Annotated in this window: 18 protein-coding genes, 1 rRNA gene and 3 pseudogenes; 9 read left to right on the top strand and 13 right to left on the bottom strand. The window is 60.7% G+C overall.

Annotated elements, in window-relative coordinates:
• Positions 1–36: 36 nt before the first annotated feature.
• The 3 genes and pseudogenes from BW33_RS11765 to BW33_RS30425 form a co-directional block, all read right to left on the bottom strand.
• Positions 37–636, bottom strand: coding sequence for a flavin reductase family protein (locus BW33_RS11765; protein ID WP_047599151.1), 600 nt, complete (start codon positions 634–636; stop codon positions 37–39).
• A 177-nt stretch (positions 637–813) separates the two neighbouring features.
• Positions 814–1,251 (bottom strand): annotated as a pseudogene (locus BW33_RS30430) (methyl-accepting chemotaxis protein); the annotation flags it as partial.
• A 102-nt stretch (positions 1,252–1,353) separates the two neighbouring features.
• Positions 1,354–2,040: pseudogene (locus BW33_RS30425) on the bottom strand (PAS domain-containing protein); the annotation flags it as partial.
• A 328-nt stretch (positions 2,041–2,368) separates the two neighbouring features.
• Between BW33_RS30425 and BW33_RS11755 the strand changes: the two are divergent.
• Entirely contained in the window at positions 2,369–3,739 is a 1,371-nt protein-coding gene (locus BW33_RS11755; protein ID WP_047599148.1) for a GntT/GntP/DsdX family permease, read from the top strand.
• 6 nt (positions 3,740–3,745) lie between these two features.
• Here BW33_RS11755 and BW33_RS11750 read toward each other — a convergent pair whose 3' ends face one another.
• Entirely contained in the window at positions 3,746–5,059 is a 1,314-nt protein-coding gene (locus BW33_RS11750) for an MFS transporter (protein ID WP_047599716.1), read from the bottom strand.
• A gap of 349 nt (positions 5,060–5,408) precedes the next feature.
• On the opposite strand from BW33_RS11750, the gene BW33_RS11745 reads away from it, so the two are divergent.
• Positions 5,409–6,827 (top strand): short-chain fatty acid transporter, encoded by a 1,419-nt coding sequence (locus BW33_RS11745; RefSeq protein WP_047599146.1) that lies wholly within the window; start codon positions 5,409–5,411, stop codon positions 6,825–6,827.
• Positions 6,828–6,863: 36 nt separating this feature from the next.
• On the opposite strand, the pseudogene BW33_RS11740 reads toward BW33_RS11745, so the two are convergent.
• A pseudogene (locus tag BW33_RS11740) lies at positions 6,864–7,165 on the bottom strand (HepT-like ribonuclease domain-containing protein).
• A 32-nt stretch (positions 7,166–7,197) separates the two neighbouring features.
• Positions 7,198–7,488 (bottom strand): nucleotidyltransferase family protein, encoded by a 291-nt coding sequence (locus BW33_RS11735; protein ID WP_047599145.1) that lies wholly within the window; start codon positions 7,486–7,488, stop codon positions 7,198–7,200.
• Between the two features lie 139 nt (positions 7,489–7,627).
• Between BW33_RS11735 and acpA the strand changes: the two genes are divergently transcribed.
• The 3 genes from acpA to BW33_RS11720 all read left to right on the top strand — a co-directional run bounded on the left by acpA (position 7,628) and on the right by BW33_RS11720 (position 11,317).
• Positions 7,628–9,322: an acid phosphatase gene (acpA, locus tag BW33_RS11730; protein WP_047599144.1), complete on the top strand. Its 1,695-nt coding sequence runs from the start codon at positions 7,628–7,630 to the stop codon at positions 9,320–9,322.
• A 120-nt stretch (positions 9,323–9,442) separates the two neighbouring features.
• Entirely contained in the window at positions 9,443–10,624 is a 1,182-nt protein-coding gene (locus tag BW33_RS11725; RefSeq protein WP_047599142.1) for a hypothetical protein, read from the top strand.
• Positions 10,625–10,801: 177 nt separating this feature from the next.
• A complete protein-coding gene (locus BW33_RS11720) occupies positions 10,802–11,317 on the top strand; it encodes an SET domain-containing protein-lysine N-methyltransferase (protein WP_047599140.1) in 516 nt (171 codons plus the stop codon).
• Between the two features lie 6 nt (positions 11,318–11,323).
• Here BW33_RS11720 and can read toward each other — a convergent pair whose 3' ends face one another.
• Positions 11,324–11,968 (bottom strand): carbonate dehydratase, encoded by a 645-nt coding sequence (can, locus tag BW33_RS11715; protein WP_003228196.1) that lies wholly within the window; start codon positions 11,966–11,968, stop codon positions 11,324–11,326.
• A gap of 140 nt (positions 11,969–12,108) precedes the next feature.
• On the opposite strand from can, the gene BW33_RS11710 reads away from it, so the two are divergent.
• On the top strand, positions 12,109–12,513 hold the full coding sequence (locus BW33_RS11710) for a hypothetical protein (RefSeq protein ID WP_047599139.1): 405 nt from the start codon (positions 12,109–12,111) through the stop codon (positions 12,511–12,513).
• A 112-nt stretch (positions 12,514–12,625) separates the two neighbouring features.
• On the opposite strand, the gene rimI is transcribed toward BW33_RS11710, so the two are convergent.
• Together rimI and BW33_RS11700 are read right to left on the bottom strand one after the other, a co-directional pair.
• On the bottom strand, positions 12,626–13,078 hold the full coding sequence (rimI, locus tag BW33_RS11705; RefSeq protein WP_007961522.1) for a ribosomal protein S18-alanine N-acetyltransferase: 453 nt from the start codon (positions 13,076–13,078) through the stop codon (positions 12,626–12,628).
• On the bottom strand, positions 13,071–13,817 hold the full coding sequence (locus tag BW33_RS11700; protein ID WP_047599137.1) for a hypothetical protein: 747 nt from the start codon (positions 13,815–13,817) through the stop codon (positions 13,071–13,073). The genes rimI and BW33_RS11700 overlap by 8 nt, the downstream gene beginning before the upstream one ends.
• A gap of 246 nt (positions 13,818–14,063) precedes the next feature.
• Between BW33_RS11700 and mksB the strand changes: the two genes are divergently transcribed.
• The 3 genes from mksB to mksF are packed head-to-tail and all read left to right on the top strand — an operon-like array spanning position 14,064 to position 18,872.
• A complete protein-coding gene (mksB, locus tag BW33_RS11695; protein WP_047599135.1) occupies positions 14,064–15,344 on the top strand; it encodes an Mks condensin complex protein MksB in 1,281 nt (426 codons plus the stop codon).
• Entirely contained in the window at positions 15,334–16,035 is a 702-nt protein-coding gene (mksE, locus tag BW33_RS11690) for an Mks condensin complex protein MksE (protein ID WP_047599132.1), read from the top strand. Before mksB ends, mksE begins: the two co-directional genes overlap by 11 nt.
• A complete protein-coding gene (gene mksF, locus BW33_RS11685) occupies positions 16,032–18,872 on the top strand; it encodes an Mks condensin complex protein MksF (protein WP_047599129.1) in 2,841 nt (946 codons plus the stop codon). Before mksE ends, mksF begins: the two co-directional genes overlap by 4 nt.
• A 184-nt stretch (positions 18,873–19,056) precedes the next feature.
• Here mksF and BW33_RS11680 read toward each other — a convergent pair whose 3' ends face one another.
• From BW33_RS11680 to rrf, 4 genes are all read right to left on the bottom strand, one after another.
• Entirely contained in the window at positions 19,057–21,360 is a 2,304-nt protein-coding gene (locus tag BW33_RS11680; RefSeq protein WP_047599127.1) for a PqiB family protein, read from the bottom strand.
• Positions 21,353–21,976 carry a paraquat-inducible protein A gene (locus BW33_RS11675; RefSeq protein ID WP_047599125.1) on the bottom strand — a complete coding sequence of 208 codons (624 nt, stop codon included), beginning with the start codon at positions 21,974–21,976 and terminating at the stop codon, positions 21,353–21,355. The genes BW33_RS11680 and BW33_RS11675 overlap by 8 nt, the downstream gene beginning before the upstream one ends.
• Positions 21,963–22,622 carry a paraquat-inducible protein A gene (locus tag BW33_RS11670; protein WP_047599123.1) on the bottom strand — a complete coding sequence of 220 codons (660 nt, stop codon included), beginning with the start codon at positions 22,620–22,622 and terminating at the stop codon, positions 21,963–21,965. The genes BW33_RS11675 and BW33_RS11670 overlap by 14 nt, the downstream gene beginning before the upstream one ends.
• A gap of 150 nt (positions 22,623–22,772) precedes the next feature.
• Positions 22,773–22,888: ribosomal RNA gene (gene rrf / locus BW33_RS11665) — 5S ribosomal RNA — on the bottom strand.
• Positions 22,889–22,894 lie beyond the last annotated feature (6 nt).

Here is a 22,894-nt window from a genome sequence, read left to right as displayed (position 1 = left end):
TGCTACATCCCGCGCTGGGTTTCCATCAGGTTCAGATCACAACGGCAGGGTTTTACCGTCCACCGCATCGCCAATCGTCAGGAAATGCCCGCCGGCCACGTGGTGCAGCGTGCGCAAACCGTCGTGCCCGTCGAAATGCCAACGGCCGTCGCTGAACACACGCTCATCAGCCTGAGCGGCGATGACTTCGGCGAGGAACAGGTCGTATTGCTCGTGGTTGCGCGGCTCGGGCAGCAAGCGGCATTCGAGCCAGGCCACGCAGCCTTCAAGCAACGGCGCCTCGACGGTTTCACCGGCAAAGGTTTGCAAGCCGTAAGCCTGAAACTTGTCCTGCCCCTGACTCTGCTGGATTTCCAGACCCGAGGTATTGCCGACGGTTTGCACGATGTCAGCCTGATTGACGCACGGCACGTTGAGCACAAAAGTGCCGGACGCTTCGAGCAACTGGCGGGTCCAGGTGGACTTGTCGAGGACGACCGCGACTTTCGGCGGTTCGAAATCCAGCGGCATCGCCCAGGCGGCGGCCATGATATTGCGCTGGCCGTCATGGGCAGCGCTGACCAGCACGGTCGGCCCGTGATTGAGCAGACGGTAAGCTTTGTTCAAGGGAACCGGGCGGCGGTGAGAAGCGCTCATGGGGATCTGCTCCGGGGAAAAAGGAACAGATTGTAGCGCCAGCACCAAAAGACCTGCTGGTGAAAAACTGTAGCAGCTGCGGAACGCTGCGATCTTTTGATCTTGATCCTTAAAATCAACATCAAAAGATCGCAGCCTCGTTTCACTCGACAGCGCCTACAGGTATTGGCGGATGAATCAGTGGGTCAGTTGGTTGGCAAACTGCCCGACCGCATCCACCACTTTCTGCGCGCCGTCCTGGATCTCGACGATCACCGTGCCCGCCTCCGCCGCCAGCGCCAGGCCCTGCTCGGCCTGCAGCTTGCCATCGGTCATCAGGGCCACGGCGTTGCGCGCCATTTCCTGATTCTGCCGCACCACGGTGACGATCTCTTCGGTCGCCTGGCTGGTGCGCGAGGCCAGTTGTCGCACTTCGTCGGCCACCACCGCAAAGCCTCGGCCCTGCTCGCCAGCGCGGGCCGCTTCGATGGCGGCGTTGAGCGCCAGCAGGTTGGTTTGTTCGGCAATGCCGCTGATGGTTTTGACGATGCTACCGATCACCTGCGACTGCTCGTTCAGTGCTTCGATGCCCTCACCGGCCGCCTGCATGTGGCGCGACAGATCACGCATCACATTCACGGCCTCGGTGACCACCGTGGTGCCACGTTGCGCGGTGCTGTCGGTTTGCTGCGAAGTGCTGTAGGCAATGCTGGCCGCGTCGGCAACCGCTTGTTCGCGGTTGACCTGATCGGTAATCACCGTGGCGAACTTCACCACTTTGTACAGTTTGTTGTTGGCATCGACCACCGGGTTGTAGGACGCCTCCAGCCACACCGTATGACCATGGCTGTCGACTCGTTTGAAGCGGTTGGCGACAAACTCGCCGCTGTTCAGGCGACGCCAGAAATTCTGGTACTCGGCGCTGTTGTACTCCTCGGGTGTGCAGAACATCCGGTGATGTTTGCCTTTGATCTGCGCCAGGCTGTAACCCATGCCATGCAGAAAGCGCTCGTTGGCATTGAGCACGTTGCCATTGAGGTCGAACTCGATCACCGCCGTCGAACGCACCAGCGCACCGATCAGGTTTTCGTGTTCGCGCGAGGCTTCGATGGTGCGGGTCAGGTCACTGGAGAAGATCGAGAAATGCTTGATCCGCCCGTCCGAAGAGCGCACCGGCTGCACGATGGAACGCAGCCACGCCTCTTCGCCATTACCACGCAACAGGCGTACGGCCCCGGCGAAATGCTCGCCCCGGGTCAGTGCTGCCTTGAAACGATGATGAAAGTCGTCGGCCTTCACATGCGCCGGAACGATGTCTTCAATGGCGCGCCCCACCAGATCCTGGCTCTTGTAGAGCATCTCGCCAAGGAAGTTCTGGTTGACCGACTGAATCCGGCCATCAGGTTCCAGGGTCAGCACCAGCATCTCGCTTTCCAGGCTTTCCTTCACCTGCAGCAGGCTGGAGAGTTCTTCACGAAGAGTGGCCAGCTCTTGCTTGAGGCGTTTGTTGAACATGGGAAAGTACCGATAGGCAGGGTAGAAAGCGGGATGCAGCCTAACCATCGGCCTTGGAAAACTTTTCTGAAGAGTGTTTGAGACCGGTCAGTCAAAAATAATCTCAATAGGCCATTGCTCTAACCATCACGCCGCAGGCCGGTTACAAAAGCCGCCGCTCTGGCCCGGCCACTTCAGGTATTCTCAGGGAAAATTGCAACAACATGTTGCAGGTATACGCCCGATAAGGAGTGCCGTTTTGGATTTATCGACCGCTGCCTGGATGGTGCATGACACCCGCCTGATTCTCTGCTGCCTGCTGGCGATTACGACGATTATCGTGTTGATCAGCGCTACCAAACTTCCACCCTTTCTCTCGATTCTGATCGGCACTTTTATTGCCGGTGTCGGCGCCGGTCTGCCGCCAGAAGAGGTGGCCAAGGCGTTCAGCAAAGGCGCCGGGGCGATTCTCGGTGAGGCCGGGATCATCATTGCCCTGGGCTCGATGCTCGGCGCACTGATGGCCGAGTCCGGCGCTGCCGACCGTATCGCCTCGACCCTGCTCGGGCTGGGCAAAGGCAAATCCCTGCCGTGGGTCATGGCGCTGGTGGCGATGGTGATTGGCCTGCCGCTGTTCTTCGAAGTGGGGCTGGTGATGATGGTGCCGATCATCTTCGTCATGGCCCGCCGTTCGGGACAGCCACTGTTGAAAATCGCTATTCCGGCACTGGCCGGAATGACCACCCTGCATGCCTTGATGCCGCCGCATCCCGGGCCGCTGATCGCGGTCAGTGCGTTGCATGCCGACCTTGGGCTGACCATGTTGCTGGGCTTCAGCATCGCGATTCCGGCGGTGATTCTGGCGGGGCCGATTTACGGCAACTGGCTGTCGAAACGCATGCACATCGATGAGCCGGCAGAGCTCGGCGCACTGTTCAGCGCCCCGCCGAAAGCGCCGCGCCAGCCGAGCTTCGGCCTGTCGCTGCTGATCATTCTGTTGCCGGTGCTGCTGATGCTCGGCAGCACCCTGGCGAAAGTCGCGATGCCTGCGCAAAGCAGCGTCGCCCTGACCCTGAAGTTCCTCGGCGAACCGTTGGTGGCGCTGAGCATTGCGGTGATGGCGGCGGTGATCTGCCTCGGCTGGGCCAACGGCATGCCGCGCGAACAGGTCGGCGGCACGCTGCGCAAAAGCCTCGCGCCGATTGCCGTATTGCTTCTGACCATCGGCGCCGGCGGCGGTTTGAAGCAGACCTTGCTGGACGCCGGCGTCAGCCAGACCATCAGCAAAGTCGCCGAAGGCGCGCACATGCCATACCTGCTGCTGGCCTGGCTGATTGCCGTGGCACTGCGTCAGGCTACGGGTTCGGCGACCGTCGCGACCACGACGACGGCGGGGATTCTGGCGCCGATGATGGCGGGCCTCGCCGCGACGCAAAGTTCGTTGGTGGCGCTGGCGATTGGCGCCGGCTCAGTGTTCTTCTGCCACGTGAACGATGCAGGCTTCTGGATGGTTCGCGAGTACTTTGGCTTGCAACTCAAACAGACCATCTGGGTCTGGTCGATCCTGCAAACCATTGTCTCGGTGGTGGGACTGGTCGGGACGTTGCTCTGGTGGCACTGGCTGACCTGACACTCGTCAGGAACAGGGCGCCACGGATTGGCGTCCGACACCGGGCATCCGCACACCGAAGTACGCCGCACTGACGATACCGACCGCGCCCATCACCGCACAGAACATCACGCAGATCCACGGACTCCACGGCATCAGACCGATCAGCAACAGCGGTGTAATGCTGGCCCATGCGGCATAGGCAATGTTATAGGTGAAGGAGATGCCCGACACGCGAATCCGCGCCGGAAACAATCCGACCATCACCGACGGCACCGCACCGACCACACCACAGCCCAGGCCGGCGACGGCATACGCCAGCCCGACCCAATTGCCGCCCATGATCAGACAGCTATAAAGCACACCAATGCCCAAGGGCAGCAGCAGGCTATACAGCATGACCGTGCGCCAGGCACCGACGCGATCGACCAGCAATCCGGCAATCACACAACCGATGTTGAGAAAGACGATGCCCAGCGCACTCAGGGCGAAGGTGTGGCTGGCGGTCATGCCGAAGGTTTTCTGCATCATGGTCGGGGTGATGACCACGAATACCACCACCGCCGACGTCAGCACACAAGTCAGCAGCATCGCCGGCAGCATCGCCAGACGATGTTCGCGCAGCACCGTACGCAGCGGCAGTTCGACCCGCGCTTCACGCTGGGCTTCCATGGCCATGAACACCGGGGTTTCGCTCAACCAACGGCGCAGGTACACACCGATCACGCCGAACACACCACCGAGCAGGAACGGATACCGCCAGGCGTAATCGAGGATTTCCGCCGGAGTAAACACTTGCGCGAGGAAAGTCGCGGTCAACGCGCCAATCAAGTAACCAAAGGTCAGCCCGGCCTGCAAAAAGCCCAGCGCGTAACCGCGATGCCCGGCAGGCGCATGCTCGGCGACGAACACCCAGGCGCTCGGAACCTCCCCGCCCACCGCCGCGCCTTGCAGGATGCGCAGCGCCAGCAACAGCAGCGGCGCGAAATAACCGATCTGGGCATAAGTCGGCATGATCCCGATCAGCAGGCACGGCAGCGCCATCATCAGGATGCTCAGGCTGAAAACCTTTTTCCGGCCCAGACGATCGGCGAAATGCGCCATCAGAATACCGCCCAGCGGACGCGCCAGATAACCGGTGACGAAGATCCCGAAGCTTTGCAGCAGACGCAGCCATTCGGGCATTTCCGGCGGGAAGAACAATTGGCTGAGGGTCAGGGCGAAGAACACGAAAATGATGAAATCGTAGATCTCCAGCGCCCCGCCGAGGGCCGCAAGGCCGAGGGTCTTGTAGTCGGAGCGGCTGAACGGCGCCGGTCGGGCTGTGGATTGGGCAGTCATGGCAAAGAACTCTGGCAGGCAAAAAACCAAGGCGCCCATGGTCTACGCAAATCCACCTGGGGACAACCCGTTAGACCATAGTCCCGGATGGGCAAAACCTGCTCACAAAATGGCTTGGCTTGATTTACTGTTTAAGCCTGTCCGGAGGAACCAGGCCAACGCCGACTGACCGAAGCGAACCCCGTGTGGGAGCGAGCCTGCTCGCGAAGGCGTCAGCCCAGCCAACTTCGATGTTGAATGTGCCGACCTCTTCGCGAGCAGGCTCGCTCCCACAGGGATCTCTGTGTTTTCGAGATGGGCGACCGTTCCTGCTGACCCACAATAACCATAAAAATCCGAGGTACTCCCTGTGGCCGTTGATATCGAAGATAGCCGCTCCGCACGCTTTGCCTTGCGCTGTTCAAGCTTTGCCGAACGCTGGTTCCCCGACTCCTGGGTGTTCGCCGCGTTGGCCGTGATCATTGTCGCGTTGGCCACGCTGGCCATGGGCGCCAAACCCACCGATGCCGCGATGGCGTTCGGTGACGGGTTCTGGAGCCTGATCCCGTTTACCATGCAAATGGCCTTCGTGGTGATTGGCGGGTATGTGGTCGCCAGCTCGCCACCCGCCGTCAAACTGATCGACAAACTGGCACGCATCCCGAAAAACGGCCGCTCCGCCGTGGCCTGGGTCGCGTTGATCTCGATGGTCGCCTCGCTGTTGAACTGGGGCCTGTCGCTGGTGTTCGGCGGTTTGCTGGTGCGCGCCCTCGCCCGCCGCACCGATCTGAAAATGGATTACCGCGCAGCCGGCGCTGCGGCGTATCTGGGCCTCGGTGCGGTCTGGGCGTTGGGCCTGTCATCATCGGCGGCGCAGTTGCAGGCCAACCCGGCCAGCCTGCCGCCGGCGATCCTGTCGATCACCGGGGTGATTCCGTTCACGCAGACCATCTTCCTCTGGCAGTCCGGCGCCATGCTGCTGGCGCTGATCGTGATTTCGATCATCGTTGCTTACGCTACCGCGCCCGGCCCGAACTCCGCGCGCGACGCCAAGGATTGCGGCATCGACCCGGCGTTCAACCTGCCACCACTGCAACCACGCACCCGACCCGGCGAATGGCTGGAGCACAGTCCGCTGCTGATCATTCTGCTGGTGTTGCTGGCCGCCGGCTGGCTGTTCCACGAGTTCTCGAGCAAACCGGCGATCACCGCGATTTCCGGGCTGAACACCTATAACTTCCTGTTCATCATGCTCGGCGCCCTGCTGCACTGGCGCCCGCGCAGCTTCCTCGATGCGGTGGCCCGTGCGGTGCCGACCACCACCGGCGTACTGATCCAGTTCCCGCTGTACGGCTCGATCGCCGCGCTGCTGACCACGGTCAAAGGTGCCGATGCGCAAACGCTGGCGCATCACATCTCGACCTTCTTCGTCAGCATCGCCTCCCACGACACCTATGCGCTGTTGATGGGCGTGTACTCGGCGATTCTCGGCTTCTTCATCCCGTCCGGCGGCGGCAAGTGGATCATCGAAGCGCCCTACGTGATGCAAGTCGCCAACGATCTGCAGTACCACCTCGGCTGGGCCGTGCAGATCTACAACGCCGCCGAGGCGCTGCCGAACCTGATCAACCCGTTCTACATGCTGCCGCTGCTGGGCGTGCTCGGTTTGAAGGCGCGGGATCTGATCGGCTTCTCGTTCGTGCAATTGCTGGTGCACACGCCACTGGTGCTGTTCTTGCTGTGGGTGCTGGGGACGACATTGGCGTATACGCCGCCGGTGATGCCGTAGATTGACGAGGTTGCACCTGCCCTAGGGCAGGTGCAATCAATGTTGCTCGGAGGGCAGGACTCTCAACAGCTCAGGCAAGGCAACCTGAACCGTTTCCCAGACGACATCCAGATTGATGTCGAAATAGCCATAAGCAATCGCATCCCGCGCATGCTGCGCCAGGGAATTTGAGTGTTCTGAGCCGCGAATTCCGGAAACCGATCCATTATTTTGGTCGCCGCCTCGCCAATGATAACCAGGCTCATGATGACCGCTTGTTGCGTCCGTTTGTCATCGACGAACTCTTCCTTGCTCAGACCTTCGACGAAGACCAGCGCGTCGCTTGCAGCTTGACGCATATGCTCAAGGTAATCGCCGAGCCGGCTCTCGATCATAAGGGACGGGCCTGTTCAAGGACCTGCTGACGAAATTTCAGCGGAAGATCTCCTGGGGTCAACAGGTCGACGGTAACGCCCAGCAAATCTTCAAGCTCAACCTGAAGCCCGCCGAGATCAAACAAGGTGGCACCGGGCAATGGATCGACCAACAGATCAAGGTCACTGCCTTCCATATCGGTGCCCAGCACCGTCGAGCCAAACACGCGCGGATTGGCCACACGGAATCTTCCGACAACCTCACGAACGGCAGTTCGTTGCAGATCAAGAGCAATGGAAGGCTTCATGGTTCACTCAGGCCAGTTTCGATAGTGCAGCAGTCTAGCAGTGCCAAGGGGTCGCACCATTTTGTAACCCAACCGTCACATCCGCTTGTTAGCGTCCGTCCGAAACAAACTGAAACAATTAAGCTGAACGGGCTGACAGATGAAAGACGAGATAGACGGCACTGACGCACCTGAATCCGACACCCCCACCGACACCAGCCGCCGCCGCTTCCTCGGCGGTGTTGCCGTCCTCGGCGTGGGTGCCACGCTCGCCGGCTGCGGTAACGCCAGCGACCAGCCGGGCAAACCGGCCGAGCGCCCGCTGAGCCCGACCGAGCTGGACAAGGCCTTGCGCGAGCAGGTGAAAACCGTGGTGGTGATCTACGCCGAGAACCGCAGCTTCAACAACCTGTTCGGTGACTTCCCCGGTGTCGAACAGCCGCTATCGGCGCTCAAGCCTGCCGATTACCAGCAACGTGATCGCGATGGCAGTCTGTTGCAGACGCTGCCGCCCGTCTGGGGCGGCGTGTTGCAGATCGGCCCGCAAACCCTCGATGGCGTGACCTACCCCGCCGCCACGCAGTTTCAGGAAAACCTGCCCAACGCACCGTTCGCCCTCAAGGGCCCGAATGGTGAAGACTTGCCGTTCGGTCTGGTGACCCGTGATTTGTGGCACGTGTTCTATCAGAACCAGATGCAGATCAACGGCGGCAAGAACGATGGTTTCGTCGCTTGGGCCGATTCCGGTGGGCTGACCATGGGTCATTACGCCCAGAGCCGTTATTCCCTGCGGCTGTGGGACGTGGCCCGGGAATTCGTGCTGTGCGACAACTTCTTCCAGGGCGCTTTCGGTGGCTCGTTCCTCAATCACCAGTACCTGATCAGCGCCACCGCGCCGTTCTACCCGGACGCGGCCAATTCAGTGGCCAAATCACAGATCGCCGCCCTGCAAAGCAATGACCCGACCGATCCGCGCCTCAAGCCGCTGGAGCAGTCACCGGCCAGCGCCATGACCGGTCCGCCGCAGTTCGGCCCGAGTGCGCTGACCCCGGATGGTTTCGGCGTCAACACCCTCGCCCCACCGTACTGGCCGACGTGGATCCGCGACCCGGAGCGTCCGGCCTACTCCAAGCCGGATCTGCCCAACGTGCTGGTGCCGCAGACCCACGAACACATCGGGGACAAGCTGTCGAAAAAGAACGTCGACTGGGCCTGGTACGCCGGCGCCTGGCAGGCGACGCTGGATCAATACAAGGATTCGGGTGGCATTCCGAAAATCCCCAACTTCCAGTACCACCACCAGCCGTTCAACTACTTCAAGCAGCAAGGCCCGGAAAACCCGCAAGAGCGCAGCAAACGCCTGCGCGATGCCGGTTTGGGTGACGAGTCGAGCAGCAACAAATTCTTCGCCGATGCTGAAGCCGGCAAGCTGCCGGCAGTGAGTTTCTACAAACCGCAGGGCAACCTGAACATGCACGCCGGATATGCCGACGTGGCTTCCGGCGACCGGCACATCGTCCGCGCCCTGAAGGTGCTGCGCGAAAGTCCGCAGTGGAAAAACATGGTGGTGGTCGTGACGGTCGATGAAAACGGCGGCTGGTGGGATCACGTGGCGCCGCCCAAGGGTGATCGCTGGGGCCCGGGGTCGCGGGTGCCAGCGCTGGTGGTGTCGCCATTCGCCCGTAAAGGCACGGTGGATCACACGGTCTACGACACGGCGTCGATCCTGCGCCTGATCACCCGAGTGTTCCAGCTGGAAACCCTCGACGGCCTCAAGCAGCGCGATGAGGCAATGATCGCCCGTGGCCAGAAACCGATGGGCGATCTGACCAACGGCCTGCATTTTCAGGCCTGAAAACCCCGTCCTGCGAGCTGACGCAAAAATCCGTGAATGACCGCTTCTCTGTGCAACACGGCTGATCCAATATGAAGCGCCCCGAACCCCCGGGGAACCCACGCTGAAAAGGATCTGAGCATGTTCAAACTCGCAGGATTTACCCCCACCGCACTGGCCCTCGCCGCGCTCACACTGAGCGCGGCCGCCCACGCCGATGTCGATTTGAAGCTGGGCAGCACCGAGCGCGTCACCCGCCTCTTCGCCTACCCCAACAACTGCAGCGTGATCTGCTATCGCAACTGGTCGCTGGAGCAGACCGTCGCCCATTACCTGAGCCAGAGTGTGCAGCGCGATGGCTACAGCAATGCCAAGGTGTTGGTGAAGAATGATAACGGGCAGATTTACGCCGAGATCAGCGGCGTTCCCGAAGGCTACGACAAGCCGCTGTCGGCGCTGCTGGACGCCGGTGATCTGGCCTATACCGGCGCCAGCAAGCTCAATGCCGATGGCAAATGGGCGTACAGCTGGTATCTGTTCCTGCCATTGGGCATGGCCCTGGAAAACCGCAAGAGCGTCGAACTGCTGCACTTTCCGCCGGATTACTCGCTGACCCAGGCCCAGGATTATCTGCGTTCGAACACCACCGACCGCTGGGCCACGCTGCTGACCGCCAACGGCATCCCGGCTGACCAGACGCCGGCCTATCAGACCATCATCGACATCGCGCCAATCGCGGCGCCGTCCAACGCCGGCAGTGATCTGGAGGGCGTGTACGACTACTTCAAGGATTACCAGACCACGCTGGTCAAGCAGTTCAGCCAGACCAGCGCCGGCACCACGCTGCCGATGGTCGCCTTCGGTGCGCCGGTGCGTAACTGGATCAAGCAGCAATACGGCCCGACCGTTGCCGTACTGGGTCTGGCGACTATCAGCCCGAGTGCGGGGGTGAACGTGCCAGTACTGGGTTCGAACCACCCGAGCTACATCTGGTACGCCGCCGATCCGGCGAGTTACGACGGCGATGAAGCAAAAGCCGATGCCGCCGGTTTGAAGGTCATGGGCCAGGACTTGAGCGCCGCTTGCTGGCAGGCCGGGATGGGCCGTAAACCGGGCACCGATGCGAAAACCCTGCTTGATAGCTGCACCCAGACCTGGCAGGTGACGCAAAAGGGCAAAACCTGCGAGTTGTTCTACACCTCGATCCGTAATCTGACCCCGGCCCAGGCTGCCGCCAAGTGCTCGACCACGCCGATCAAGGCGCAGTTGCAACAGCTTCAGGGCGAATTGCCGGACGCCGCCGTTCCCGCACCACACCTCTGATCCGCTGAAAACGCTTCCCGTGTCAGTCAATGCTGACGCGGGAAGCAGCGGATTACGCCTGTCAAATCTGACAGTAGACGGTTTGAGGGATACACCGGAACATTCGATTCAAACATGTTGCAGCGCTGACAGGACGTCAGACCGGGGAAGTCGCAGCATTTGCCGACAGGGATCGTTATGAACAACCAGGCACATCAACACCCCATCCCCCCCGACACACCGGGTATCTACCCGTTTGCCGGGTTGCCGGTACGGTTGGGTTTCCCCTCGACTGAGGATTTCCAAATCCTTCAGGACAGCCATGGCCGTGCGGCAGTGGTGGCCCGCCGGGCGTTCTTGCGCATCACCCGGATGTGTCGGGTGTCCGGGCAACTGCTGCCCTATCGCTGTCGACAGACCCGCCAGCTACTGGCCGGCATCCATCTCTACGACCCGCGTTTTTGCGGGTTGCTCGAACATGCCTGCGATCCGAATGTGTTTCTGGACATGAGTGAACTGTGGCTGTGGGCGCTGCGCGACATTCAACCGGGTGAACGCCTGACCATCGACTTCGCCGCCACCGAAGACCGTTTGTTGCAGCAATTCGCCTGCACCTGTGGCTCGCCGCGCTGTCGGGGGTGGATCACCGGTTACGACGAGCCACCCAGTATCGAGGGCCAGCACTTTTTGCAGCACTGGCGACCCGCGCACTGATCGGGATTACAACGCTCCGACCGGACGCAGACGGTATTGCGGCGGCAGTTGCTCGAAACCGCTGATCGTGGTGTTCAGGCTTTTCCAGCGACCGTCCTTGATGCCGTAGATGCAGCCGTGAATCGACAGGCTCTGGCCACGATGCCAGGCGTTCTGGATGATGCTGGTGTGGGCAACGTTGGCCACTTGCTGGACGACGTTGAGCTCGCACAGCCGATCCACCTGCTCTTCCTCGGTCGGCAGCTTGGCCAGTTCTTCACGTTTTTCGTAGTACAGATCGCGGATCGAGCGCAGCCAGCCATCGATCAGGCCGAACTGGCGATCCTGCATCGAGGCGCGTACACCGCCGCAGCCATAGTGGCCGGTAACGAGGATGTGTTTGACCTTGAGCACATCAACCGCGTACTGGATCACCGACAGGCAATTGAGGTCGGTGTGCAGCACCACGTTGGCGACGTTGCGGTGTACGAACAGATCGCCCGGCAGCATGCCGACGATCTCGTTGGCCGGCACCCGTGCGTCGGAGCAGCCGATCCACAGATATTCCGGGGTCTGTTGGCGCGCCAGCTTGGCGAAGAAATCCGGGTCTTCCTTGGTGATCGCGTCAGCCCAACGCTCGTTGTTATCAATCAGGTCTTGTAAGTCGTGCATGGTTAAGGCCTCAAGAAAGATGCGCTGGTATGACAGACGACCGCCCGTCGGGGTCACGCAAGAACCGCAGGTGTTTTTCTTTGGAATTCTCGGGTGCCCGGTGAGTCCACTCAGTAAGGCCCACAGTATGAGGATTTGCCATGACTGATTCACGACGTCCGTTCGATGCGGTGCAACCGGAACCCATCGATGACAACGAAGACCGCATGGGCTCGGTGCACGAGCTGGATTTCGATGAAGACGAACCCAGCACCAAGATCGGCGACGAGATTCCGCAACGTGAACGCGAGCAACTGATGCCCGACGAAAGAGTGCGTGAGGCCGGGTTTACCGGCGCATCGACGGCGGATCATGAGCCGACCGACGACGATATGAGCCCGGAAACACTGATTCATGAAGATGGCGCGCGCGATGCCGAAGAGGCTGGCGAAGGCAATCAGGCAGATTGGGATCTGAGCATTGTCGACGAGGACGACATTGGCGGGGGTAACGGGCTGGATGAGGCGGAGCTGGCGCGGCGCGATCCGCTGGATGGTAACCGCTGATCTCCTGATGTGAAGCGACTCACTGTAGGAGCTGCCGCAGGCTGCGATCTTTTGATGTTGTTTTTAAAAGCAAAATCAAAAGATCGCAGCCTTCGACAGCTCCTACAGGTATTCAGTCGACCAAAGTGCAGGCCATCACCACCGCATCTTCACGCCCGCCCACCGCCGGATAATAATCGCGCCGCCGGCCAATCTCGTTGAAGCCATAGCGCTCATACAGCTTGAACGCTGCGGTATTGCTGTCCCGCACTTCCAGAAAACACTCACGCGCTTCAGCTGCATACGCCCGCGACATCAGATGCTCGAGCAGCGTCAGCCCCAGCCCACGCCCCTGATTCTCCGGTTTGACCGTGATATTCAGCAGATGCGCCTCGTCGAGAATGATCTGCACCACCCCGTGGCCGACTTGCTGCTGGCCTTCGAACATCAGCCAGATCTGGTATTTGCCCAGTCCGTCGAGAAAAATCCCGCGGGTCCAGGGATGGCTGTACGCCGCGTATTCGATCTTCAATACCGCGTCCAGGTCCGCCTCGGTCATCGGGCGGAACGATACAGCTTCACTCATTCGATGGTTTCCAGCGCGCCATCAGCCGACGCATGGCTTGCCACACAGCGGCTTTGCGCTGTGGCTCTTCCATTAACAATTCCAGACCGGGGATGGCCCAGGCCAGGCCCAGGCCTTCGATCTGCAATTCACTATTGAACGCTTCGGCGTCCGCTTCACCGGCAAACCGTACTGCCGGCAGGCCGATCAGCCAGAGGCAGGAGCAGGGTGCCGCTTCCATTTGTACCGAGAGGAAGCCCTGAACGAAGTCGCGCGCTGCTTCCGGGCCCTGATCCAGGGTGCCACGGTTAAGCCACGGCCAGCGCACCGGCTCGCCGACGATCTGTGGCGCATCCGGCAGACCGGCGGCGCGCAGCATGTCTTTAAGCAGCAGATAAGCCGGATCGCGGCTCTGGAACGCTTCGCCTGTGGGTAACTCGACCAGCAGCAGGCAAGCCCCGGCGCGCAGCAATTGCAGGGCGAAACGCGGTGGCGGCACAGGCGCGGGTTTGACCACCACCGGCGCCTCCTCGACCTCTGCCACCGGTTTGGCACCGGTGCGGGTGCTGGCAAGCGACGGGCGTGGCACTTCGATCTTCGGCCGTTCGGCCGGGCGCGGAGCACTCTGCACCGGGGCTTCGGCCTGAACAACCGGCATCAGCGCCACCTCTGGCTCAGGCTCGGGCATGTCCAGCAGCTCGGGCCGCGACGGGGCGGCGAAAGGCAATTCGGTGCGCGGCAGCCAGTTGACCACCTGCATGGCGTTCAAATAGGCGCGGCGGCGGGACTCGATAAGCAAAGGTCGGCCACTTGTGGATAACTGAAAGTGTGCTGATTCTACCGCCCTTCGCTCAAGATCGCCCGTTGTTGATCGATAGTCTTGAACCCTGCTCTTTATCGCAGCTCTTTATTGCAGAAAAAGCGACAGCCCGTCCCGAGAGTGAATCGCATCCCTCCTGATGCAGTACAATCGCCGCTTTTAATCGCCAACCAGCCGGCCATTCCGATGATCGAACCCAAGCGCGTCTTGCGCGCCCTCGCTGAACACTGGGCACTTCTGGAGCCACTGTGCGAGCACTTCGACCAGGGCACACTGAGCCTCAACGAACTGCGCACGCAATTGGCCGCCCAACAACTGGACAGCACGCCGCAGGACATCACCAGCCTGCTCGACGTGTGGATTCGCCTCGACATTCTGGTGCCCGTGGCGAAAAGCCCGAACCGTTTCGAGCTCAACGCGCAGATCCACGACTTCCTCGCCTACCTGCGCCGTGAACACCGTCTGGGCCTGTGCCTGGAAATCGAAGCCTATCTGCGCCACCTCGAACGGCTGGCCGGCTACATTCAGGACGCGTTCGACATTCGCGACGGCAACGACCTCGCCCGTCAGCTGCGTTTGCTCGACATGCGCGTACGCGACGTGCTGAAGAAACTCGACAACGACGAACAGGCCCTGGTGGCCGTCGCCGAGCGTGCCAAGACCAGCGACCGACAGATTCCGCTGCGTCAGCGTTACGCCGAAGTGTTGGCGACCTGGGACGAATACGTCGAGCCGATGATCGATCTGGTGAACGCCGACGGCGCCTTCGAACAAGGCGTGCGCAAGGTCGAAACCGTGTTGCTGAAAATGCTCAGCGAACAGCAGCGCCTCGGCCATCTGGTCGATGACGACATGCTGCTGCGCACCCACGCGCGCATCCTCGAAATGCAGACCAGCGCCCAGTTGACCCTGCGTCACGCCCGCGAACTGCTGCTGCCGCTGCGTGAAGAAGCGCGTCGCCACAACGCCGTGACCCGTGGTGCTGCGCTGGCGCTGGCGGCGATTCGCCGCAAAGGTATCGATGCCGTGCCGCAAGCCGCGATGCCGCTGTTCACCCGGCCGCAAAGCACCTTCCTCGGCAGCGCGAGTCAGGTCGAAGCCTACGTTTATGCCCTGGCGCGTTTCGAACCGAAACCGGCGCGTTTCCCCAAGGCACACAAGACCCAGAAGTCAGGTGATGCCCCGCGTGCACCGCGCACCGTGCGCGAAATGGTCGAGCGTTGCGAAGAGTCCCTGCCGATGCCGGATCTGATGACCTGGTTGCTGGAACAGGAGCCGGACGGCGCGACCGACGAATTGCTTTACTGGTTCTCGCGCCTGTCGCGAGAAAAACGCTTCAAGCGCGAGCGTCTGGAACGCCGCGAATACCACACTCACGAGCACCAGGTCAGCCTGCGCTCCTTCGCCCTGCTCTCGGCCGGCGACACCGCCGCCGAGGATTCTGCGAGCATCCCCAATGCATCTTGATCTATCCGAACTGTCTCAGCTGGCGCCGATCTTTCGCGAGCTGTTCAAGGGCTACCACGTCAGCCGCCGCGATCCAGAGCTGTACGCGCAACTGTCGAACTTCCAGGACCAGTACCGCACGCTGTTCAAGGCACTGGGCTTCGAACTGGTCTGCGACACCCGTGGTTTCTACTACTTCGTGCCGGACATGGCCGCTGCGGCGGTGAACAAGACCGCTCAGCGCCTGGCGCTGTTCACCTTCATCCTCGTCGAGCACCTGGCCGATCAGGGGCGCGACCCGATCGCCGTGCTCGACGGCGGCAGCCTCGGCCGTGAAGAACTGCCATCGCTGCTGGAAAAGTACCGCGACCTGTTCATCCAGGCCGAAGTGCAGACCGTTGAAGAGCTCGAAGAAAAGATCATGCGCCGCATGACTCAGCTCGGTTTCGCCAGCGAGGAAAACGGCGTGTACCGTTTCCTGCCGCCGATGCACCGTTTCCTCGACGTGTGCCTGTCGGTTCAGCAGGACCGCGATCTGGCGGCCAGCGTGCACAGCGTGCTGCCGCTGCCGGCACCGGTGCTGATCGACGAAGAAGCCGAAGCCAAATTCCTCGAGACCGACGATCCGCTCGACTTGAGCGAATTTGAAGAAGAGAGCGAAGAAGACGCACTGGCTAGAGCCATTGCCGAAGAACAGGAGTCCGACGCATGAGCCAGGAACGCTACGGCATCCGCCGCTTTGCCCTTTTGAACACCGCCGGTTACAGCCTCGGCCTGTTCCCGCTGGAAGAACCGCTGTCGGTCTACGGCGCGAACAACCTCGGTAAATCCGCCTCGATCAACGCCTTGCAGTTCCCGATCCTGGCGCGCATGTCGGACATGAGTTTCGGCAAGTACAGCCTGGAACAATCGCGGCGTTTCTACTTCGCCTCCGACACCAGCTACATCCTCGTCGAAGTCAATCTGCCCCACGGCCCGCACGTGATCGGCGTGGTCGGTCGTGGCCCGGGCGGTGGTTTCGGTCACCAGTTCTTCGCCTACGCCGGCAAGCTTGACCTGGCGCATTACCAGAAGAACGACACCTGCCTGCGTCAAAAAGAACTGTTCAGCAACCTTGAGAAAGAAGGCCTGAAGGCCTACGAACTCAAGCCGGACGAACTGCGTCGCTTGCTGGTGGGCGGGCACACCTCGATCCCGCTGGACCTGACCCTGATCCCGCTGCGCTCCACCAGCGAGCAGAGCCTGAAGACTTTCCGCGCGCTGTTCATCAATCTGCTGCACATGCGCGAAATCACTGCGGCCAAGTTGAAGCAACTGTTCCTCGATGCCTTCGAGCACAGCCTGCGTTCCGGCAGTGTCGACTACATCGCCGCGTGCGAAGAAGCCTTCCGCGATGTGCGCCGGATGGAGCAGGACTACAACTCGCTGGTCGCCGCCGGCCCGCTGGTCGAGGCCTTGGCCAATGGCGTGAAACAGCGCGACGTGCTGCGCGGCAAGCTGCATCGCCTGTCGCCGCTGCTCGACTCGTTGCTCGGCACCTGGTCGGACTACGCCACGGCGCGCAAGGAAGAGCTGACGATTCAGGCCGAACACTACCGTCGCGAGCAGGATGATCTGCAAAACGATCAGCGCGGCGGCACGCAGGAGCTGATGCGTCTGGAGCGGGAAATTTCCGGCATCCAGCGCTGGCTCGGTGAGTTGTCGGTGCTGAAGAACCGCTTCGCGCTGGTCGATGACGTCAAAGTGCTGGAGCAGCAACTGCTCGCGGCCAAGGACGCCCACGACGAACTGGCCGGTGCGCTGGCACAGTCCCGGCAGTTCAGCGCCGAGGATCTGGAAGAGCGTCTGCGCGATCTGGAAAAACGCCTGAAGTCGGTGAAGCAGCAACTCGATCACGCCGACAACAACAGCTATGCGCGTCTGCGTGAGGAGTTCTCGCAGCAGGACGTCGAGCGCCTGATGCGCCTGTTCAACAGCGCGCTGTTCAGCCTGCCGCTGGGCGAGCACGGCATCACCCTCGACGAGGATGGCGAGTGGGTCAAATCGGTCGAGCTGATCCTGGATGGCTTCAAGGGCGAGCGCTTCGAAGTGCCGGGGCTGTCGATCGACATCTCGCACATCGAGCCGCCGGCTCTGCAAGCGCTGGCCGACCGCGCCGCGCTGCGTGACCAGAAAGAACGTCTGGAAAAAGAGCTCAAGCAGCTCAAGACCCAGCAAGCCGTGGCCGCCGACCGCGCCGCGAGCAAGACCCAGACCGAAGCGCTGTACCAGCAAGTGCTGGATGCGCAGAAAGCCCTGGAAGATTTCCGTCGCACCCAGACCCTGAGCGCCGAAGAAGGCGACAAGCTCGAGCAACTGGCACAGATGGAAGCCGCGCAGGACGAACTCAAGCGCTCCAGCGATGCGTTCACCGAACGCGTCCAGCAACTGTCGGCCAAGCTGCAACTGGTTGGCCGGCAGATCGCCGACATGGAAGCCAAACAGCGCACCCTCGACGACGCCCTGCGCCGCCGTCAGCTGCTGCCGGCGGACCTGCCGTTCGGTACGCCGTTCATGGATCCGGTCGACGATTCGATGGACAACCTGCTGCCGCTGCTCAACGACTATCAGGACAGCTGGCAGGGCCTGCTGCGCGCCGACGGGCAGATCGAAGCACTGTACGCGCAGGTGCGCCTCAAAGGCGTGGCCAAGTTCGACAGCGAAGACGACATGGAGCGTCGTCTGTCACTGCTGATCAACGCTTACGCGCACCGCACCGATGAAGCCCTGACGCTGGGCAAGGCACGGCGTGCGGCGGTCACCGACATCGCCCGGACCCTGCGCAACATCCGCAGCGACTACGACAGCCTCGAGCACCAACTGGCGCTGTTCAACCGCGAGATCAACAAGCGGCAGGTGTCCAACCTGCAGAGCTTCCGCATCGTCCTGGCGCCGAACAAGGAAGCGCTCAAGCACATCGACCAGATCATCCACAGCGCCGGTCAGTACGAAGAAGGCGAAACCCTGTCGGTGTTCGATCTGAGCCAGAGTGCCGAACAGGACAACAAGAACGAAGAGGCCAAGGAATACCTGGCGCGGCTGGTGGCGGCGAACCACAACCAGCTCGGCCTCAAGGACTTGTTCGAACTGGCGTTCGAGATCACCAAGGTCAACGGTCAGCCGGTGATTCACACCGACATCGACGGCGCGGCCTCCAACGGCACCACCATGACCATCAAGGCGCTGACCAACATGTACTTGTTGCTGCACTTGATGGATCGCGACCTCGCTGGTCGCGTGCGCCTGCCGTACTACCTCGACGAGGCGGCGGACATCGACGAGAAGAACCAGGCCGCGCTGCTGGAAACCAGCCTGCAACTGGGCTTCGTGCCGATTCTGGCGAGTGTGAAGCCGCAGGTCTGCGCCAGTGTCGCGATCGACCTGGAAGGCGGCAGCGGCCCGGCGGGGATCTACATCGATGAGGCGGACTGGAAGTACATCCGTCGGCACGATGCAGTGAAGGCGACCATCAATGTGCAAGCCGATGAGCCGGAGCTGGATGAGGTTTGACCGGCGTTAGCTGAAGGCAAAAAAAGGGCCGCGATCTGTTGGGATCGCGGCCCTTTTTTATGGCTTTGGATTTGTGCTGACTTTTAGTGCTCTATCGCGAGCAGGCTCACTCCTACAATTTGGAACGCGTTCCCCTTGTAGGAGTGAGCCTGCTCGCGATGGCGCCACTTCAGGCACCACAGAATTACTTACCGAGCGAAATCTTCGGCGCCCAGGTCAGCCACTCATCCTCGTACTTGTCGAACAGCGGGAACGTCTGCTCAGGCCGTGCCGGGTTGCCCATGCGCTCACCGTCCGGCGTAGCGAAGGCGATGCCACCCTGAATCGCGGTTTCCAGCGACTCCGTGCGCACCGTCAGGCCATTGAACAAACCGATGTCGAAACCGACACCGCTGGTGTTCCAGAATCGGCTGCCGCTACGCACCAACGGCGCGTATTTCGGCTCGATCAAAATGTGCACCAGCACCCGGTCAGCCGTCTGGCCCAGTTCGTAACCGGTGACCTTGCCCACGGTGATTTCGCGGTAGGTCACGGGTACACCCGGTTTCAGCGAGCCACGACGCGCGGCACTCAACACCAGACTCAAGCCGGCCTCTTGCTTGCTCGCTTCCGGCGGATTGGCCAGCGCAACGAAGTTCTTCTGCGGGCCAAGATTTTTCGCCGCCGGCTGCACTTCCACATATTGCCCGGTGACCAGGGTTTCCAGATTCTGGGTCTTGATCAACCCCAACTCCGGCTTGACCACCCAGAACTGACTGCCGACCCGCGCAATGCGCTCCGGCACCTCGGTGATCCGCGCGGTAATCATGACGGCTTGCAGATCGTCGGTCAGATCGACGTCTTCAATCTTGCCGACATCCAGGCCTTTGAAACGAATCGGGGTCCCCGGGCGCAAACCATCAGCGCGGTCGACCTTGATCGTCACCAGCGTGCCTTTCTGATTGGCCTCATCATGGTTGGCGAACAGACGGAAGCGCGGAATACGCTTCTGCAACGGCGCCTTGGCTTGCGGTGTTTCGAAGGCAATGCCGCCGGCCATCAACGTCTGCAATGACTCGCTCTTGACTTGAATACCCCCCGTCAGACCACCGGTGAGGGTGATGCCGCTGACATTCCAGAAACGTGTCGACGCGTTGACCAGGTTTTCGTATTCCTTCTCGATATGCACGCCGATGACGATTTGCTTTTTGGTCTTGGAGAACTGATAGCTCTGTACCGAACCGACCTTGACCTGTTTGTACAGAATCGGACTGCCGACTTCGATCGAACCGAGAACGTCGGTGAACAGCACCAGGTGCAGCCCCGGCGAACGCAGATCCAGCGGCGGCGCTTTTGGCCGTGCCTCGAATTCGCGTTTCGGCGCGGCACCTTTGTCGCCCGGACGCACGGCGATGTAGTTACCTTTCACCAACGCTTCGAGCCCGGTGATACCGGCCAGGGAAATCGACGGTTTGACCACCCAGAACTGCGTGCCTTCGACCAGATAGTCTTCCGCCAGAGGATCCAGCGTCAGCTCGGCCGTGGCGCTGTTCAGATCCGGATCGATTTTCAACGCTTTCATGTTGCCGACTTGAATGCCTTTGTACATCACCGGCGTACGACCGGCCTGCAGGCCTTCGAAGTCACTGAGTTTGACTTTGACCCGGATGCCGGCAGCGGCGGCGTCGAAGTCCTCATACAGACGGAACGGCAGGCTTGGATCAGTAGGCGGACTGTCCTTGCGATTCTCCGGAGTGGCGAAGGCAATACCGCCGGCGACGATGCTCGCCAGAGACTCGCTGCGTACTTTCACCCCGGACAGGTTGGCGTCGATGCTGATGCCGCTGGCATTCCAGAAACGTGTGTGTTTGCGCACCAGTTTGGCGTAGGTCGGCTCGATGAACACTTTCAGTTCAACGGTGCTCTGGTCTTCAGACAGCACGTAGCTTTTGATCTGACCGACTTTGATCTGCTTGTAGAACACCGGACTGCCACGGTTCAGCGAACCGAGACGATCGGCCTTGATGGTCAGGTGCAGGCCAGGCTTGGAGTCCGACAGCGGCGGCTCCTCGGCCAGCGCCTTGAACTTGCGGGTCGGCTCACCTTCACCGGGACTGATGGCCACGTAGTTACCTGAAACCAGGGTTTCCAGACCGGTGATGCCGGCCAACGTCACGCTCGGTTTCACCAGCCAGAAACGCGTGCTGGTCTTGAGGTATTGCTCGACGTCCTTGTTCATTTCGACGGTGGCAATCACCCCTTTGGAGTTGCCCTCATCATCAAGCTTGAGCGTCTTCACTTTACCCACCGGCATGCCCTTGTAGACCACTTCGGTCTTGTTGGCCTGGATGCCTTCACCGCTTTCGAAACGCACCTGAATCTCGATGCCGGTTTCGTTATAGGCACGCCAGCCGAGCCAGCCGCCAATGATCAGGGCAATCAGAGGCAGTACCCAAATGGCAGACCAGTTGGAGGCCGGTCGGGTTTTCGCTACAGGCAAATCAGTCATGGTCGTCGTCCGACTCCGTGTTATCCCAAATAAGTCGGGGATCGAAAGTTACTGCGGCAAGCATCGTCAGAATCACCACACTGGCGAAGGCGATGGCGCCAAGGTTGGCTTCGACACTGGCAAGCCGGCCGAAGTTGACGACCGCCACCAGAATGGCGATCACAAAGATGTCGAGCATCGACCAGCGACCGATGAACTCGATGAAGCGGTACATCCAGATCCGCTGCCGCGCGGACAACGGTTGACGCCGCTGCACCGAAAACAGCAGCAGCGCGATGCCGACCAGTTTGAAGGTCGGCACCAGAATACTGGCGATGAACACCACGGCAGCAATCGGGATCATGCCGTGCTGCACCAACTGGATCACGCCGGACATGATGGTGCTGGGGTCGCCCTGCCCCAGCGAACTGACCGTCATGATCGGCAACACATTGGCCGGGATGTAGATAATCGCAGCCGTGATCAGCAGGGCCCAAGTTCGGGCCAGGCTGTTCGGACGACGAGCGTGAACCAGCGCACCGCAGCGGGTGCAGGTTTGCACGTCGGTGTCCGTATCCTGTCTGTTCAATTCATGGCATTCGGTACAGATCAGAATGCCCGCATCAATCGCCCGCATGGGCATCCTCTCCTGATAACGCCTGCCAGATCTGATGGGGTGACATCACCACTTCCAGCCAGACCTGAACCAACAACAAACCGATAAAACACGCCAGACCGAGGCCGGCGGTGATGGCCGCCATGTCCGCCAGTTTTACGATCGCCACGAGGACGCCCATGAGGTAGACCTCGAGCATTCCCCAGTCTTTGAGGTGATGATAAATGCGGTAGAGCAGCAAGCCGTAACTGCGTCCGACGTTGAATCGAATCGTCAGCAAAACGAATAACTGGCACAGCAACTTCAGCAACGGAATAGCCATACTGCACAGGAATACAACGATCGAAACGCCCTGCATGTCCGTATTGAACAAGCCGAGCACGCCGCTCCAGACCGTATCCTGCGAAGATTGTCCGAGGATATCGAGTTGCATGATGGGTAAAAAGTTTGCCGGGATATACAGCAATAATGCTGCGATCACCAAGGCAAGGCTGCGCTGCACCACATTATGGCGATGGGCGTACAACTCGTAACCGCAGCGCGGGCAGAGTGCTTTCTCGCCATGGGCAAGCTTGGGCTTGCGCATCAGCAGGTCGCACTCATGACAGGCCACCAAGTCTTCCAGCGGTAAATCTGACAGCCCTTGGGCGTCAACCGGATCTGACATAAAGGCTCTGGCTCCGAAAAAGATGGGGGTTATTCTAGTGTTCTGATTCGAAAATAACTGTGCAAAATTGTTCGCTGGCTAAGCAAATATACTTTCCTGCGGGCAAAACAAAACCCCAACTGCTTTCGCAATTGGGGTTTCGGAATTTAATCTTGACGATGACCTACTCTCACATGGGGAAACCCCACACTACCATCGGCGATGCATCGTTTCACTTCTGAGTTCGGGATGGGATCAGGTGGTTCCAACGCTCTATGGTCGTCAAGAAATTC

The organism is Pseudomonas sp. RIT288 (genome assembly GCF_000631985.1).
Taxonomy (GTDB): Bacteria; Pseudomonadota; Gammaproteobacteria; order Pseudomonadales; family Pseudomonadaceae; genus Aquipseudomonas.
Note: the sequence above shows the minus strand (reverse complement) of the source record. Positions and strands in the feature narration are given on the sequence as shown.